The following is a 14,621-nucleotide window of genomic DNA, read 5'->3' on the forward strand; positions in this document are numbered from 1 at the left end:
ATATCTCAAACTAAATAACTAAAATATCAGTGTATTATCCCCGTCTCACCGACGTGGTTCAGTTAGAAGATTGCCAATTCCTCCAGTCTTGGCATCTGAAAAAGGCCGATGGTTTTGCCATCGGCCTTTTTCATTATGCTTCGGCAAGCCGAAATGCGGCTCACTTTATTCTTCGGTAGCCGTCGGCGCTTCGCCCTCGGGCCCGGATTCACCACCATCGACGCCGTTGTTGCCGTTTTCCTCATCGCTTTCCGTTTCGGAAATGCGCTCGACGGAAACGACCTTTTCGCCGTCAGCCGTATTGAAGATCGTGACGCCCTTGGTCGAACGACCGGCAAGACGAATACCATCAACCGGCACACGGATCAGCTGGCCGCCATCGGAGACGAGCAGGATCTGGTCGCTTGCTTCGACCGGGAACAGCGAGACGAGCTTACCGATTTCGTCGGTCTTCGACGTATCGGTTGCACGGATGCCCTTGCCGCCACGGCCTGAAACACGGAACTCGTAGGACGACGAACGCTTGCCGTAGCCGTATTCGCTAACCGTCAGCACGGTCTGTTCGCGCGCCTTCAGTTCCTGATATCGCTCTTCGGAAAGCTCGGCGTCCGTACCGACTTCTTCACCGACAACGACAATATCATCGGCATCGTCCGCACCTTGAGCCCGGCGCTCGGCAATCGAACGCTTGAGATAGGCGGAACGCTCGGATGCATCGGCATCGACATGGTGCAGGATCGCCATGGAGATGACCTTGTCGCCATCTGCCAGATTGATGCCGCGCACGCCGATGGAGTTACGGCCTGCGAAGACGCGCACATCGGTCACCGGGAAACGAATGCACTGGCCGCCCGCGCAGGTGAGAAGCACGTCGTCGAATTCCGTACAGGTGTCGACGGAGAGGATTTCATCGCCCTCGTCCTCGAGCTTCATCGCGATTTTGCCGTTGCGGTTGACCTGAACGAAGTCCGACAGCTTGTTACGGCGAACCGTGCCGCGCGTTGTCGAGAACATGACGTCCAGATTTGCCCAGGACTCTTCATCCTCCGGCAGCGGCATGATGGTCGTGATACGCTCACCCTGCTGCAGCGGCAGCATGTTGATGAGAGCCTTGCCGCGCGATTGCGGTGTGCCGACCGGCAGGCGCCAGACCTTCTCCTTGTAGACAATGCCACGCGAGGAGAAGAATAGAACCGGCGTATGCGTATTGGCGACAAACAGGCGCGTGACGAAATCTTCGTCCTTCGTCGCCATGCCGGAGCGCCCCTTGCCGCCGCGGCGCTGCGCACGATAGGACGTCAGCGGAACGCGCTTGATATAACCCGCATGGCTGACGGTAACGACCATGTCTTCGCGCGCGATCAGGTCTTCATCGTCCATTTCTGCGCCGCCGAAGCCGATCTCGGTGCGGCGCGGCGTGGCGAACTCGTCACGAACCGCGATCATCTCATCCTTGACGATGGTCATGACGCGCAGACGCGACGACAGGATATCCAGATAATCGCGGATCTCCTCGCCGATCTTGTTCAGTTCGTCGGCCACTTCGTCACGTCCGAGCGCGGTCAGGCGCTGGAGACGCAGATCGAGAATGGCGCGGGCCTGTTCTTCGGAGAGATTATAGGTGTTGTCTTCATTGATGCGGTGACGCGGATCATCGATCAGACGGATCAGCGGTGCAACATCGGCGGCAGGCCAGCGACGTTCCATCAACTGCTCACGCGCCGTCGTCGGATCAGGCGCACGGCGGATCAGTGCGATCACTTCATCGATATTAGCGACGGCAATGGCCAGACCCACCAACACATGCGCACGATCGCGCGCCTTGTTGAGCAGGAACTTGGTGCGGCGCGTGACGACTTCCTCACGGAAAGCCACGAAGGCGCGCAGCATGTCGAGCAGCGTCAGCTGTTCAGGCTTGCCGCCGTTCAGCGCCACCATGTTGCAGCCAAACGAGGTCTGCAGCGGCGTGTAACGATAGAGCTGGTTCAGCACGACATCCGCCACGGCGTCACGCTTCAGCTCGACCACGACGCGATAGCCTTCGCGGTCGGATTCATCGCGCAGATCGGAAATGCCCTCAATACGCTTGTCGCGTACGAGCTCGGCCATTTTCTCGATCATTGAGGCCTTGTTCACCTGATACGGAATCTCGGTGATGACGATGGCTTCGCGATCTCCTCGCATCGGTTCGATTGTTGCGCGTCCGCGCATGATCACCGAGCCGCGACCGGTCGTGTAGGCGGAGTTGATGCCTGCGCGGCCGAGAATGATGCCGCCGGTCGGGAAATCCGGACCCGGAATGATCTCCATGATTTCTTCCAGCTCGATGGCCGGATTTTCAATCATAGCGATGCAGCCGTCGATGACTTCGCCAAGGTTGTGCGGTGGAATATTGGTCGCCATACCGACCGCAATACCACCCGAACCATTGACGAGCAGATTCGGGAAACGCGCTGGCATAACCACCGGCTCCCGCTCGCGCCCGTCGTAATTGTCCTGGAAATTGACCGTGTCCTTGTCGATGTCCGACAATAGGGCTTCGGTGAGCTTTTCCAGGCGGCATTCGGTATAACGCATCGCCGCCGGTGGATCACCATCGATGGAGCCGAAATTGCCCTGCCCGTCGACAAGCGGATCGCGCATGGAAAAATCCTGCGCCATACGCACGAGAGCATCGTAGATCGAAGCGTCGCCATGCGGGTGATATTTACCCATCACCTCACCGACCACACCTGCCGATTTACGGTAGGGGCGGTTATAAGCGAGATTCATCTCGTTCATGGCGTGAAGGATACGACGATGCACCGGCTTCAGGCCGTCGCGCACGTCGGGCAGAGCACGGCTCACAATAACGCTCATGGCGTAATCGAGATAAGAGCGCTGCATTTCCTCGATAATGGAAATCGGCTCAATACCGCTCGGGCCGCCATTCATATCGTCGGAACCGGGTGGAGGGGTTAGATCTGACACTATTCAGATATCTTTCTCAACAGAATCGATAAAGTCTCTTTATAAAGGAAATCACCGCAAAACGCCAATTTCGAGACCGTTTCGGCGGGTTAAATCTTTTTGGTAAATCAACGGCTTATAAGATATTCACATAAACATCGCGCAAGCTTGTTGCCCGATCCGGCGCTTTGCATCGACCAATACGCCTTGATCGTCTAGAATTCAATCAGGACAGACCAATGAGAGGGCGGCAGCAGCATGGGGTTCTACGATACCGTTTTCAGCGCTTTCGTCACCCTTCTCGTCACAATCGATCCGCCGGGTCTTGCGCCGCTGTTTCTGGCGCTGACGCCGGGCATGGATCGCCATCACCGCGGGCAGGTTGCGCTGCGCGCTTCCATCATCGGATTCATCGTCATGGCGCTTTTTGCCGTGGCGGGCATACAGATTCTGGGCATGTTCGGCATTTCCATCGGCGCTTTCCGCGTCGCCGGTGGTTTGCTTCTGTTCTGGATCGCTTTTGAAATGATCTTCGAAAAGCGGACGGAGCGGAAGGAAAAGAGCGCCGAGGTCGCCATTACCAAGGATCATATCCGCAACATTGCCGCCTTCCCGCTCGCAATTCCGCTGATCGCTGGCCCCGGCGCAATTTCGGCTATCGTGCTGACGTCGAACTCGTTCCACGGGATCGGCCCGCGGGCGGCGCTTGTTGGCGTGATCTTCATCTGCCTGCTCATTACCTATGTCGTGCTGCTTCTCGCAGAACGCGTCGACCGGTTTCTTGGCGAAACCGGTCGTTCCATTCTTACCCGCTTGCTGGGCGTCATTCTGGCAGCACTTGCCGTGCAGTTCGTCGCCGACGGCATCAAGACGCTGATAACAGGTTAAACCGATTTCTGCGCCTTCTTGCCGATCATGGCGTGACGCAGCCTGGACGAGAACCAGTCTATAACCGCGACCGCAATCAGGATCATGATAATCAGGAACGAAACGTCCTGAAGGTTCAAAACCTTGATCTGTTCTGCCAGATGCGCGCCAATGCCGCCTGCCCCGACAATACCGATGATCGTTGCCGAGCGCGTGTTCGACTCGAAGAAGTAGAGCACCTGACTGCCAATCAGCGGCAGAACCTGCGGCAGCACGCCGAAGCGATAGCCGTGCAGACGATTGCCGCCGGACGACAGCACGCCTTCGACCGGCTTCTTGTCTGCGCCTTCAATCGCCTCCGAAAACAGCTTGCCGAATGCGCCAAAGTCGGAACAGGCAATAGCCAGAATACCGGCGAAAGGTCCTAGCCCCACGACCGAGACCCAGATCAATGCCCAGATCAGCGTATCGACGCCACGAATAGTATCGAGAAAGCGGCGGATGCCGAAATGCAGGAACACATTCGGGATGATGTTCTTTGCCGCCAGAAAGCCGAACGGAAAGGCAAGGATTGCCGCCAGCAAAGTGCCCAGATAGGCAATGGCGAGGGTTTCCAGCATCGACCAGAGATAGAGGCTGAAACGGCCATTGGACGCCGGTGGGAACATCATCAGCGCGAAGTCGCCCAACCGGCCAAGCCCGTTTAGGATACGCACGAGCGAAAAATCGAGCCAATAGAAGGCAAACCACACCGAAGCAATGAGCAACAGACCTGTTATGGTCAAATTGCGCCATGTACGCGCATTGCCGAACAGTTCCGCATATTCCGCGCGCAGTTCCTTTTCGTGCGCATGGGCTTCGCGGGAGAGGCTTTGTGCAATGTCAGTCATAAGAACCTCCCCTTCAGCCAATCCGGCCCAAAAGCGCATGACGGACACGCTGGGTGACGAGATCGATCGCGACGATCGTCACAATGATCAGCAGCAGGATGGCGCTGACATCGCTATAATAGAATTGCCGGATCGAAGTGAGCAGTTCCTGACCGATGCCACCTGCCCCGACAAAGCCCATGACGGAAGCGCCGCGCACATTGATTTCAAAGCGCAGCAAACCGTAGGAAGCGAAGTTGGCCGCGACCTGCGGCAGCACGGCAAAGCGGATGACCTGAAGACCGGAGCCACCGGAAGCACGGATGCCTTCCACGGGCCGCATGTCGATGTTTTCGACCACTTCCGAAAAGAGTTTGCCGAGCGCGCCCGTCGTGTGAAGCATCAGAGCCAGCACACCGGCCATCGGCCCCAGGCCGAAAGCAATGACGAACAGCAAGGCGAACACGATTTCAGGCACCGTGCGCAGCAGTTCCAGTCCGCGCCGGACGATGAAGCGCACCGTCGAATTCGGCGCCATATTGGAGGAAGCCGCGAACGAGGCCGCGAAAGCGACGACCGCGCCGATCAGCGTCGCAAGATAGGCGATCAGCAGCGTCTCGAAGAGCATTTTGAGCCAGCCGCCGATATTCCAATACCACGCGGCAATATCGCCCCAGAAATTGGCGATGGTTAAATCCGGCAGAATGCGGCCGAGATAACTCGTAAAACGAAAGAGATTTTCAACCAGTGTGCCCAGCCGGACATCGGCAACAACAGAGGCAGCTATGGCGATAACGACAAGAGCGAGGAGGAAACCGATCCCGTAAAGGCGTCGTTTCCTGACTTCCCTGCGATACTCGGCGAGCAGGCTCTTGGAACCGCTGCCGTCGAGAGTGGATATCGTCATGCGAGGTTCCCTAACAAAAATGCCCGAAGCTTTTGCGGCTTCGGGCATTTCGATTGTTCTACGGATCAGGACTTGCGTGCCTTGTCGTTGAACTTGAGCATCTCGATGATCGGCTCATAATCCTTGGCTTCGGTCGCTACGAATTCCTTGTCCTTGCCGTCGGAAAGGGCGTCAAAGCCAGCCTTGTCCTTCTTTGGCATGTCGAGGAAAGCCTGCTTGATGTCAGCCTTCAGCTGGTCAGGCAGCGTGCTGAGCACGGCAAACGGGCCTTCCGGCAGGAAGTCCGACTTGAAGATGATGCGGAAGTCGTCCTTGGTGAGCGCCTTGCCGTCTGCATCCTTGAGAACGCCGCGGCTGATCATGCGCGTCAGGTTGGAATCGTCTTCCGAATTCCAGGAATTGGCGGCGGCGTCAGCGGTGCCCTGAGCGAGCGCCAGAACGGCGTTTTCGTGGCTGCCAGCAAAGAAGTTCTTACCGAAGAACGTATCGACGCTATAGCCATCGCGGTTCAGGAAATAGCGCGGCGCATTGTTGCCAGAGGTGGAGTTTGGGTCGACGAGCGCGATGCTCTTGCCCTTCAGGTCGTCCATTTTCTGGTACGGGCTGTTGGCGCGAACATAAACGACCGAATAATAGCCGTTGACGCCCGTGTCGTGACGCTGGTTGACGAGCGGCGTGGTTTCAACGCCGGTCATGACGGCGCGGGCAAAGGAAGCCGGGCCGTAGAAAGCGATCTGGATATTGCCAGCGCGCTGGCCTTCGATAACGGCGGCATAATCGTTGGCAACGCGCAGCGTGACCTTGGTGCCGAGTTCCTTGCCGAGATAAGCGGCAAGCGGCGCATAACGGTCGCTAGTGGTCGAGGCGTTTTCAGCCGGGATAACACCCAGAATGATTTCCGGATAGTCCTTGCTCCAGTCAGCAGCCTGAGCATGGAAGGTCATGGTAGCGGTGAGCGCAACAGCCGCCAGAAAAGTTCTACGGTTAAGCATAAGTCTCTCCTGTTAATCCTGAGTTTGGAGCGAGTTTTTTTCCGGAGCTTTGGTCGCTCAGGCGGAAATCTGGCGCAGTGCGGCTTCTGCCGACTGCGGAACCGGTGCAGGCATCGCATCGACCATGTGGTCACTATCGACAACGTCGGCGGCTTCCATGCCGTAAAGATCGCGCGATGCCATATCGGTGAGCATCGATGGCGTGCCACGGAACACGACCTTGCCAGCGGACATGCCGACGAGGCGGTCGCAATAGCTGCGTGCGATATCGAGTGAATGCAGATTGCAGAGAACCGTGATGCCGTATTCGCGATTGATGCGGCGCAGCGCGTCCATGACGCTGCGCGTATTGCGCGGATCGAGCGAGGCAATTGGTTCATCGGCGAGGATAATGCGCGGCTGCTGAACCAATGCGCGGGCAATCGCCACGCGCTGCTGCTGGCCGCCGGATAGTTCATCGGCGCGGTGCGCGGCCAGATGGGCAATATCGAACTGCTGCAAGGCGGACAGCGCGATCAGGCGTTCCTCATCGCTCCAGATCCGCAAGAGCGATTTCGGCGTCGAAACATAATTGAGACGCCCCATCAGCACATTGGTCAGAACATCGAGACGGTCGACCAGATTGAAATGCTGAAAAATCATCGCGCATTGCGCGCGCCAGTCGCGAAGGCCAGAGCCTTTCAGGCCGGTGACATCGCGTCCATCCCAATGAATAGTGCCCTCGGACGGCTCGACAAGGCGATTGATCATGCGCAACAGCGTCGATTTACCCGCGCCTGAACGCCCGATAATGCCTACAAACGTGCCGGGCTCGATCTCAAGGTCTACCCCCGAAACCGCCACCTTGTCATTATAGCGGCGCGTTACGTTTTTCAGTTGAAGCATGAATTCATCTCCATTCATGCTCACTCTGAATTGCTTCCATGACACTGCAATGAAAGCATCGTGACGTTTGTGTAAAGTTACACGCCACTATAGCTCTATCAATTAAACCTTTGTTTCTTCATAGATTTCCATCAGGTGACGAATGAAGGCGCCTGTGGATTCAATGACATCGCCAGAATTGTCTATTATGACAACATCGCCTGCTCCGTCATCGAAGCTCACTTCGCGCGAAAGTCGCAAGGCAATTTCCTCCCGGCTCTCGCGCCCACGGCTTGCAAGCCGCTCGACCAGCACCTCAGGCCGGGCACTGATCACGACCACCGAACGCGATGGATAGAGCCTGCGCATATCGTCCAGAACGCGGCGTGAGAGGTTGGCAATCACCACGGTTCCGCCATCGATCAGCGTATCGAGTGACTTTGGCAGACCATAATCGAGACCGTGGGCGCGCCAATGCAGCGCAAAGGCGCCCTCGCCTGCAGCTTTTGCAAAAGCCGCTTCATCCAGACTGTCGTGATCCTCGGTTCCAGGCATTTGCGGACGCGTGACGATGCGGCGTACAAAATGAAATCGCGCATCGCCCGCAAGCGCCATGCGCGCGCCATCCATGATCGTATCCTTGCCGGCCCCGCTGGGGCCGACAACGGCAACGAAACAGCCTTTCGGCCGGACATTCTCCATTCGCATCAGAGCACCCGCTCACCTTCACGCCAGACGGTGCGCACCACCGGGATCGCACTTCTGGTGCGGGCTCGTACCAGATCGGCGCGCTTACCGACAGCAATTTCGCCGCGGTCATCCATGCGTATTGCATCGGCAGGGTTTTTGCTGACGAGACGAATAGCCTCAGGCAGCCCAATCGGACGCTCGCCGGAAGCAAGCCCGAAAGCCGATTGGATCAGGCTGAACGGGATGTAATCCGACGATAGAATATCGAGGCTGCCATTATCCACCAGATCGCGGGCGGCGATATTGCCGGAATGCGAGCCGCCGCGAACAATATTTGGCGCGCCCATCAAGATGGACAGGCCTGCGTCCTTGGAGGCTGAAGCCGCTTCCAGGGTGGTCGGAAATTCTGCAATCCGGACGCCGTGATCCAGCGATTCATCGACATGGGCGCTGGTGGCGTCGTCATGACTTGCCAGAACGATACCGCGTGCGCCCGACATATCGGCAATCGCCCGGCGATGCTTGGCCGAATAGGCGTCAGAATCGGCCATGCGCTGTTCGCAATGCAAACGAAACTCTTCATCGTTGAGTTTCAGCTTGCGCATGTAATAGGTGCGATAGGTTTCGATCTCCGCGAACTGGCGCTGTCCCGGCGCATGATCCATCAGCGAAGCGAGCTTCACCCGATCATCGTTTTCAAACAGTGCAAAGCCTTCCAGACAATCAGCTGCGGAAACTTCGCAGCGCAGATGCAGGAAATGGTCAGCGCGCAGACGATTTTCGCGCACACCGCTTTCAATCGCATCCGCCAGCAGACGCATATCCTTGCCGACGAAGTCGCGATCGTAATCGGAACCGACCCGCATAGCATCGAAGACAGTGGTGATGCCCGATGCGGCAACCTGTGCGTCGTGGGCCTGAACGGCGGCATCCACGTTCCAACGCACCTTGGGGCGCGGCGCATAATGCGATTCCAGCTGGTCGGTATGGAGTTCGATCAGGCCGGGAATGACATAATCGCCATCCATATCCTCGCCGCCATTCACATTGCCCTGATCGATAGCGGCGATCTTGCCGTTGCGGATCAGGATGGAGCCGGAAACGACCTCGTCGGCAAGCACGATACGCGCATTTTTGAGAACGATTTCATTAGCCATGAGAAAGCTCTTTCATGACCGCCCTCGTATTGGCGGCAGTTTCATATTTCGAGAGAAAAGTTTCGATATCGAGCGCGCGGAAGTCGTCGAGCGCGCCGCGCAGGCGTTCATGGCTCCAGTCCCACCAGGCCAGCCGGTCGAGGCGATTGCCGGTTGCGGCGTCAAAACGCTCACGGATGAGACGCGCCGGGACACCGCCGACAATCGTGTAAGGTGCAACATCCTTGCTGACGACCGCACCGGCACCGATCACCGCGCCATTGCCCACGGTGACGCCCGGCAGAATGGTCGATCCATGACCGAGCCAGGTGTCATGGCCGATCTTCACCGCATTGCCGCGACGCCAGTCGAAGAACTCAGCCTCATTCTCCGCATCCGGCCAATAATCGCCTGCGCGATAGGTGAAATGATGCAGGGTCGGACGCCAGGTCGGATGATTGGTGGCGTTGATGCGCACATGGCTGGCGATGTTGGAGAATTTGCCGATTTCCGCGCACCAGATTTCGCAATCGATGCCGAGATAGGAGTAATCATCCAGCACCGTTTCCGACAGACGGCTGCGCGCGCCGACTTCCGTGTAGCGGCCAAGCTTGCTGCCGCTGACGTCCGCCGTTTCGTGAACCAGGGGTTCAACCGAGAGCTTGGTCATGCCGCTGCCCTCGGCGAAAAGGCGGTGACGTCGATAATGCGGTCGGCCACTTCCTCACGCACATCCTCGTCATGGAAGATGCCGAGCATCGCAACACCTTCAGCCTTCTTGGTCTTGATCAGATCCACCACGACCGCGCGGTTCTTCGCGTCGAGCGAAGCTGTCGGTTCGTCCAGCAGCAACACCGGATGATCGGTGATGAAGCCGCGAGCGATGTTGACGCGCTGCTGTTCGCCGCCGGAAAAGGTTGCAGGCGGCAGCGCCCAGAGCCGTTCCGGCAGGTTGAGCTTGGCCAGCAACTCCCGGGCACGATTCAGCGCCATGTCGTGATCGGCACCGCGCGCAATCAACGGTTCGGCCACCACATCGATAGCCGCCACACGCGGCAGCGTACGCAGAAACTGGCTGACATAGCCAATCGTATCACGGCGAACGCCAAGCACTTCGCGGGGATCGGCTGTGGCCAGATCGACCGCGCGATCCGCATGCTGGATCAGGATGGAGCCGCCGTTTACCGCATAATTGCCATAGACCATTTTCAGGATCGAGCTTTTGCCCGCGCCTGATGGGCCGCCAAGCACGGCGCATTCACCGGCGTTGAGTTCAAAACTCACGCCATGCACGACCGGCAGTTCTATGCCGCCCTGCAAATGCATAGTGAAGGTTTTGGTTACGCCGGAAACGACCAGTGGCGGCACGACCTGCGAAACGGATGTTTGCAACATAGACATTTTTCACCTCACGCATGAAGTTCCGCCATTTTGGGAAGAACATGCGATAAATATCTGTTTTAATTGATCTATACTTGTAGGATCGATGATACGAGCAACTGCGTATAAGGCGCTTGCGGGTCATCCAGCACGCGATCCGTCAGACCTTGCTCGACAATATGACCGTCTTTCATGACCATGATACGGTGCGACAGAAGCCGCGCTACGGCCAGATCATGCGTCACGATGATGACCGAAAGCCCCAGATCATTGACAAGCCCGCGCAAGAGATCGAGCAGGCGGGCCTGCACCGAAACGTCGAGACCGCCGGTCGGCTCGTCCATGAACACCAGTCGCGGTGCGGTGACGAGATTGCGCGCGATCTGCAAACGTTGGCGCATACCGCCTGAAAACGCCCGCGGCTGATCGTCGATACGGTCCGATGCGATTTCCACGCGGCCAAGCCACTCGGTCGCCGTGGAGCGGATATGGCCATAGTGGCGTTCACCCACCGCCATCAGGCGCTCGCCGACATTGGCGCCAGCCGAAACCGTCATGCGCAGACCATCAGCGGGGTTCTGGTGGACAAAACCCCAATCAGTACGCATCAGGAAACGGCGCTCGGCCTCGCCGATCTTGTACAGATCACGAAATTCGCCATCGCGCATCCGGTATTCAACGGTGCCAGATGTCGGTTCCAGACGGGTCGCAAGGCTGTTGAGCAGCGTCGTCTTGCCCGAACCGGATTCCCCGACAATGGCCAGAACCTCGCCGGGCCAAAGATTGAAGGAGATATCCTCGCAACCACGGCGGCTGCCGTAGAACTTCGACAGGCTGTTCACTCTCAGCAGAGGTTCGTCATTCATCTTACTGTTTCCTTGGCTGCGGCCTCGTTATTAGCGGCCAGATGACCGAAATGGCCTTTTGCCTGACGGTCTTCGCAATAATCGGTGTCCGAGCACACGAACATCGAGCCGCCGCGATCATCGAGCACGACTTCGTCCAGATAGACGCCTCTTGCGCCGCATAGCGCGCAAGGTTCCTTGAACTTTTGCACTTCAAACGGATGATCCTCGAAATCGAGGCTCACGACCTGCGTGTATGGCGGAACGGCGTAGATGCGCTTTTCGCGACCCGCGCCGAACAGCTGCAAGGCAGGCGACATATGCATCTTCGGGTTGTCGAATTTCGGCGTCGGCGATGGGGCCATGACGTAGCGACCTTCGATCATCACCGGATAATCATAGGTCTTGGCGATCTGGCCGTGACGCGCGATATCCTCATAAAGCTTCACATGCATGAGGCCATATTCGGCGAGCGCATGCATCTTGCGCGTTTCCGTCTCGCGCGGTTCCAGAAAGCGCAGCGGTTCCGGGATCGGCACCTGATAGACGATCACCTGCCCTTCGGTCAGCGGATATTCCGGAATGCGGTGGCGCGTCTGGATGATCGTCGCCTCACCGGTATGCGTGGTCACGGCCACATTGGCGGTCTTCTGGAAAAACGCGCGGATCGAAACGGCATTGGTGGTGTCGTCTGCGCCCTGATCGATGACCTTCAGCACATCGTCCGGCCCAAGAATGGAAGCCGTCACCTGCACGCCGCCCGTGCCCCAGCCATAAGGCATCGGCATTTCGCGGCTGGCAAATGGCACCTGATAGCCGGGCACCGCAATGGCCTTCAATATGGCGCGGCGGATCATGCGCTTGGTCTGTTCGTCCAGATAGGCGAAATTGTAATTGGCCAGATCACTCATTCTGCGGCCTCCTTTACTGGAGCTTCAGCCTGATTTTGCGTTTTCTCGTATTCCGCACGCATGCTGCGGATGAGTTCGAGTTCAGCCTGAAAATCGACGTAATGCGGCAGTTTCAAATGCTCCACAAAGCCGGTCGACTGCACATTGTCGGAGTGGGAAATGACGAATTCCTCATCCTGCGCGGGCGCGGTCACGTCCGTATCGAAGTCACGAACCCGCAAGGCGCGGTCGCAAAGCGACATGGACATAGCCTTGCGCTCGCTCTGGCCGAACACCAGACCATAGCCACGCGTGAATTGTGGCGGCTGCTTTGCGGAGCCCTTGAACTGGTTGACCATCTGGCACTCGGTCAATTGCACCCGGCCAAGCGAGACGGCAAAGCCCAGTTCCGGCACGTCGAATTCGACCTCCACTTTGCCGATGCGGATTTCGCCGACGAAGGGGTGGGTGTTGCCATAGCCGCGCTGGGTGGAATAGCCGAGCGCGAGAAGGAAGCCTTCATCGCCGCGCGCCAGCGCCTGCAAGCGCAGATCACGTTCCATTGGGAATGTCCACGGCTCGCGGGTCAGATCGCCCGGTTCGTGACCTTCCGGCAGAGAACCATCCTCCTCGATCATACCGTTCGCGCCGAGAATATCGGTGACGCGGGGCGTCTCTTCCTTCTCGGTTTCACGCACTTCGGGCTCCGGTACTGCAACGTCGCCCGCCAGATCCGGATCGAGAAGACGGTGGGTGTAGTCGAAGGTCGGACCAAGCAACTGGCCGCCCGGTAGATCCTTATAGGTCGCGGAAATGCGTCGCTCGATCAGCATCTGTCCGGTTTCCATCGGGCGGGAATAGCCAAAGCGCGGCAATGTGGTGCGATAGGCGCGCACGAGGAAAATAGCCTCGATCAGATCGCCGCGCGACTGGCGCACGGCGAGCGCGGCCAGCTCGCGATCATAGAGCGAACCTTCCGCCATCACACGATCAACGGCCAGCGCAAGCTGTTCGACGATCTGATCCAGACGCAGTGCAGGCACCGCACGATCACCTCGGCGGCGATCATCGAGAAGTCGGTGGGCGTTACGGATGGCTGTTTCGCCACCCTTGACCGCAACATACATGTTCAGCCCTCCAGTTTGGTTATGCGCGTGGTGCGCGGAAATGCGATGACCGCACTTTCACAAGCCAGGACCAGATCGACACCGAGCGGAAATTGCGCACCGTTGTCGCGCCACTGCGTAACGAAGTCTTGCGGAAGACCGTCGATGTGAATTTTTCGCTCACCGTCAATGCCGGGTCCTTTCAGAACAAGGCTCTGCCCGCTTTCAAACGACTTGACCGCCAGAACCACCGTCGTCGAGCGGTCAGGAAATTCCGGCTCGCCTTGCGAAAACTCCGCAAATGACGGCGCCAGCGCAGCATCGGTAATCAGTGCGAATTGCGCGGAAGCCGAGCGATCCACCTGCGGCGCGCCGGTTTGAAAGGTCAGCCAGGCTGTAGCGTCTGCACTGGCTGCAATGGCACGGTCGCACCAGACGGTGGCGTCATGGTCGAGCAAGGTAGCAGCGATGACGCCCAGTTCCGGTGTCAGTGGCAGCGGCGGCGTGGCCGCACGCGCCAGAGCATAAACGCGGCCCGGATTGGCCATCGCATGCATGACCGCGTGAAATGCCGATTGGGCGTCCGTGACAGGATTTACCAGACCGCCTTCAAAAGCGGGAGATGAAGGGGGTGAAGGATGCAGCATCAATTGTCTCCCCGAACCATGGTGAAGAAATCAACTTTGGTGGCAGCGGCTTCGCTGCTTAGCTTTGCGTCGACCTGCTCCAGCCGGTTGCGCAAAGCGTCGAGGACCTGACCTTCCACCGCATCGCGGCGCGCTTCGTCGATCCACAGCGCATCGAACAGAGCGGCCAGTCGCGCCTTTTCCTGATCGCGACCGAGCGCATAGGAATGCCCGACCGAACCATCTGCCAGACGCACCGTAGCGCGGGTCACCGTCGCCTCACCAACATTGAAAGGCGCACCGCCACCGCCGATACGGCCGCGCAGCATCACCAGTCCGGTTTCTGGACCACGGAGAATTTCGAAATCAGGCTTGTCCGACCATTCCTGCCAAAAAGCTTTCAGCTCTTCGCCGCTTGCCTGTGCAAGCGTTGCCATGCTGGCCTGTCGTGCAGCTTTCACCGCGTCAAGCGCCTTGCTGTTGCCGGACTTGTCGTTGCT

General features: G+C 58.2%; 15 protein-coding genes. 1 reads left to right on the forward strand and 14 read right to left on the reverse strand.

The annotated features are described in order from the left end of the window. Window positions 1-165: 165 nt before the first annotated feature. Entirely contained in the window at window positions 166-2,934 is a 2,769-nt protein-coding gene (gene gyrA / locus JAU75_RS02055) for a DNA gyrase subunit A (RefSeq protein WP_199054895.1), read from the reverse strand. A gap of 273 nt (window positions 2,935-3,207) precedes the next feature. Here gyrA and JAU75_RS02060 point away from each other — a divergent pair, with 273 nt between their 5' ends. After that, window positions 3,208-3,837 carry a MarC family protein gene (locus tag JAU75_RS02060; protein WP_199054174.1) on the forward strand — a complete coding sequence of 210 codons (630 nt, stop codon included), beginning with the start codon at window positions 3,208-3,210 and terminating at the stop codon, window positions 3,835-3,837. Here the strand turns inward: JAU75_RS02060 and phnE (JAU75_RS02065) are convergent. The 13 genes from phnE (JAU75_RS02065) to phnG all read right to left on the reverse strand — a co-directional run bounded on the left by phnE (JAU75_RS02065) (window position 3,834) and on the right by phnG (window position 14,558). Next, window positions 3,834-4,706: a phosphonate ABC transporter, permease protein PhnE gene (gene phnE / locus JAU75_RS02065; protein ID WP_199054175.1), complete on the reverse strand. Its 873-nt coding sequence runs from the start codon at window positions 4,704-4,706 to the stop codon at window positions 3,834-3,836. The genes JAU75_RS02060 and phnE (JAU75_RS02065) overlap by 4 nt on opposite strands. A gap of 13 nt (window positions 4,707-4,719) precedes the next feature. Then, on the reverse strand, window positions 4,720-5,592 hold the full coding sequence (gene phnE / locus JAU75_RS02070; protein WP_199054176.1) for a phosphonate ABC transporter, permease protein PhnE: 873 nt from the start codon (window positions 5,590-5,592) through the stop codon (window positions 4,720-4,722). Between the two features lie 65 nt (window positions 5,593-5,657). Next, a complete protein-coding gene (phnD, locus tag JAU75_RS02075; RefSeq protein WP_199054177.1) occupies window positions 5,658-6,584 on the reverse strand; it encodes a phosphonate ABC transporter substrate-binding protein in 927 nt (308 codons plus the stop codon). 57 nt (window positions 6,585-6,641) lie between these two features. Further along, entirely contained in the window at window positions 6,642-7,469 is an 828-nt protein-coding gene (phnC, locus tag JAU75_RS02080; protein WP_199054179.1) for a phosphonate ABC transporter ATP-binding protein, read from the reverse strand. Window positions 7,470-7,571: 102 nt separating this feature from the next. Beyond that, the gene (gene phnN, locus JAU75_RS02085) at window positions 7,572-8,150 is read right to left on the reverse strand and encodes a phosphonate metabolism protein/1,5-bisphosphokinase (PRPP-forming) PhnN (RefSeq protein ID WP_199054896.1); all 579 of its coding nucleotides are present in this window, start codon (window positions 8,148-8,150) and stop codon (window positions 7,572-7,574) included. A 5-nt stretch (window positions 8,151-8,155) separates the two neighbouring features. Next, a complete protein-coding gene (locus JAU75_RS02090) occupies window positions 8,156-9,295 on the reverse strand; it encodes an alpha-D-ribose 1-methylphosphonate 5-triphosphate diphosphatase (protein WP_199054181.1) in 1,140 nt (379 codons plus the stop codon). After that, window positions 9,288-9,944 carry a DapH/DapD/GlmU-related protein gene (locus JAU75_RS02095; RefSeq protein ID WP_199054183.1) on the reverse strand — a complete coding sequence of 219 codons (657 nt, stop codon included), beginning with the start codon at window positions 9,942-9,944 and terminating at the stop codon, window positions 9,288-9,290. The genes JAU75_RS02090 and JAU75_RS02095 overlap by 8 nt, the downstream gene beginning before the upstream one ends. Then, complete coding sequence (phnL, locus tag JAU75_RS02100; RefSeq protein WP_199054185.1) at window positions 9,941-10,675, reverse strand: phosphonate C-P lyase system protein PhnL; 735 nt, start codon at window positions 10,673-10,675, stop codon at window positions 9,941-9,943. The genes JAU75_RS02095 and phnL overlap by 4 nt, the downstream gene beginning before the upstream one ends. 68 nt (window positions 10,676-10,743) lie before the next feature. Further along, complete coding sequence (phnK, locus tag JAU75_RS02105) at window positions 10,744-11,520, reverse strand: phosphonate C-P lyase system protein PhnK (protein ID WP_199054194.1); 777 nt, start codon at window positions 11,518-11,520, stop codon at window positions 10,744-10,746. Further along, on the reverse strand, window positions 11,517-12,410 hold the full coding sequence (locus tag JAU75_RS02110) for an alpha-D-ribose 1-methylphosphonate 5-phosphate C-P-lyase PhnJ (RefSeq protein ID WP_199054196.1): 894 nt from the start codon (window positions 12,408-12,410) through the stop codon (window positions 11,517-11,519). Before JAU75_RS02110 ends, phnK begins: the two co-directional genes overlap by 4 nt. After that, window positions 12,407-13,516 carry a carbon-phosphorus lyase complex subunit PhnI gene (locus tag JAU75_RS02115; protein ID WP_199054198.1) on the reverse strand — a complete coding sequence of 370 codons (1,110 nt, stop codon included), beginning with the start codon at window positions 13,514-13,516 and terminating at the stop codon, window positions 12,407-12,409. The genes JAU75_RS02110 and JAU75_RS02115 overlap by 4 nt, the downstream gene beginning before the upstream one ends. A 2-nt stretch (window positions 13,517-13,518) precedes the next feature. Further along, window positions 13,519-14,142: a phosphonate C-P lyase system protein PhnH gene (gene phnH, locus JAU75_RS02120; RefSeq protein ID WP_199054200.1), complete on the reverse strand. Its 624-nt coding sequence runs from the start codon at window positions 14,140-14,142 to the stop codon at window positions 13,519-13,521. Then, on the reverse strand, window positions 14,142-14,558 hold the full coding sequence (phnG, locus tag JAU75_RS02125) for a phosphonate C-P lyase system protein PhnG (protein WP_247880375.1): 417 nt from the start codon (window positions 14,556-14,558) through the stop codon (window positions 14,142-14,144). The genes phnH and phnG overlap by 1 nt, the downstream gene beginning before the upstream one ends. Window positions 14,559-14,621 lie beyond the last annotated feature (63 nt).

This window comes from Ochrobactrum sp. Q0168 (assembly GCF_016427605.1).
Lineage (GTDB): Bacteria > Pseudomonadota > Alphaproteobacteria > Rhizobiales > Rhizobiaceae > Brucella.

Coding starts and splice junctions, on each gene's coding strand:
- JAU75_RS02115 (WP_199054198.1), bottom strand. CDS start 13,516: ATGTATGTTGCGGTCAAGGGTGGCGAAACAGCCATCCGTAACGCCCAC.
- phnG (WP_247880375.1), bottom strand. CDS start 14,558: ATGGCAACGCTTGCACAGGCAAGCGGCGAAGAGCTGAAAGCTTTTTGG.
- phnE (WP_199054176.1), bottom strand. CDS start 5,592: ATGACGATATCCACTCTCGACGGCAGCGGTTCCAAGAGCCTGCTCGCC.
- phnN (WP_199054896.1), bottom strand. CDS start 8,150: ATGGAGAATGTCCGGCCGAAAGGCTGTTTCGTTGCCGTTGTCGGCCCC.
- JAU75_RS02090 (WP_199054181.1), bottom strand. CDS start 9,295: ATGGCTAATGAAATCGTTCTCAAAAATGCGCGTATCGTGCTTGCCGAC.
- phnD (WP_199054177.1), bottom strand. CDS start 6,584: ATGCTTAACCGTAGAACTTTTCTGGCGGCTGTTGCGCTCACCGCTACC.
- phnH (WP_199054200.1), bottom strand. CDS start 14,142: ATGCTGCATCCTTCACCCCCTTCATCTCCCGCTTTTGAAGGCGGTCTG.
- JAU75_RS02060 (WP_199054174.1), top strand. CDS start 3,208: ATGGGGTTCTACGATACCGTTTTCAGCGCTTTCGTCACCCTTCTCGTC.
- phnL (WP_199054185.1), bottom strand. CDS start 10,675: ATGTCTATGTTGCAAACATCCGTTTCGCAGGTCGTGCCGCCACTGGTC.
- phnK (WP_199054194.1), bottom strand. CDS start 11,520: ATGAATGACGAACCTCTGCTGAGAGTGAACAGCCTGTCGAAGTTCTAC.
- gyrA (WP_199054895.1), bottom strand. CDS start 2,934: ATGAATGGCGGCCCGAGCGGTATTGAGCCGATTTCCATTATCGAGGAA.
- phnC (WP_199054179.1), bottom strand. CDS start 7,469: ATGCTTCAACTGAAAAACGTAACGCGCCGCTATAATGACAAGGTGGCG.
- JAU75_RS02095 (WP_199054183.1), bottom strand. CDS start 9,944: ATGACCAAGCTCTCGGTTGAACCCCTGGTTCACGAAACGGCGGACGTC.
- phnE (WP_199054175.1), bottom strand. CDS start 4,706: ATGACTGACATTGCACAAAGCCTCTCCCGCGAAGCCCATGCGCACGAA.
- JAU75_RS02110 (WP_199054196.1), bottom strand. CDS start 12,410: ATGAGTGATCTGGCCAATTACAATTTCGCCTATCTGGACGAACAGACC.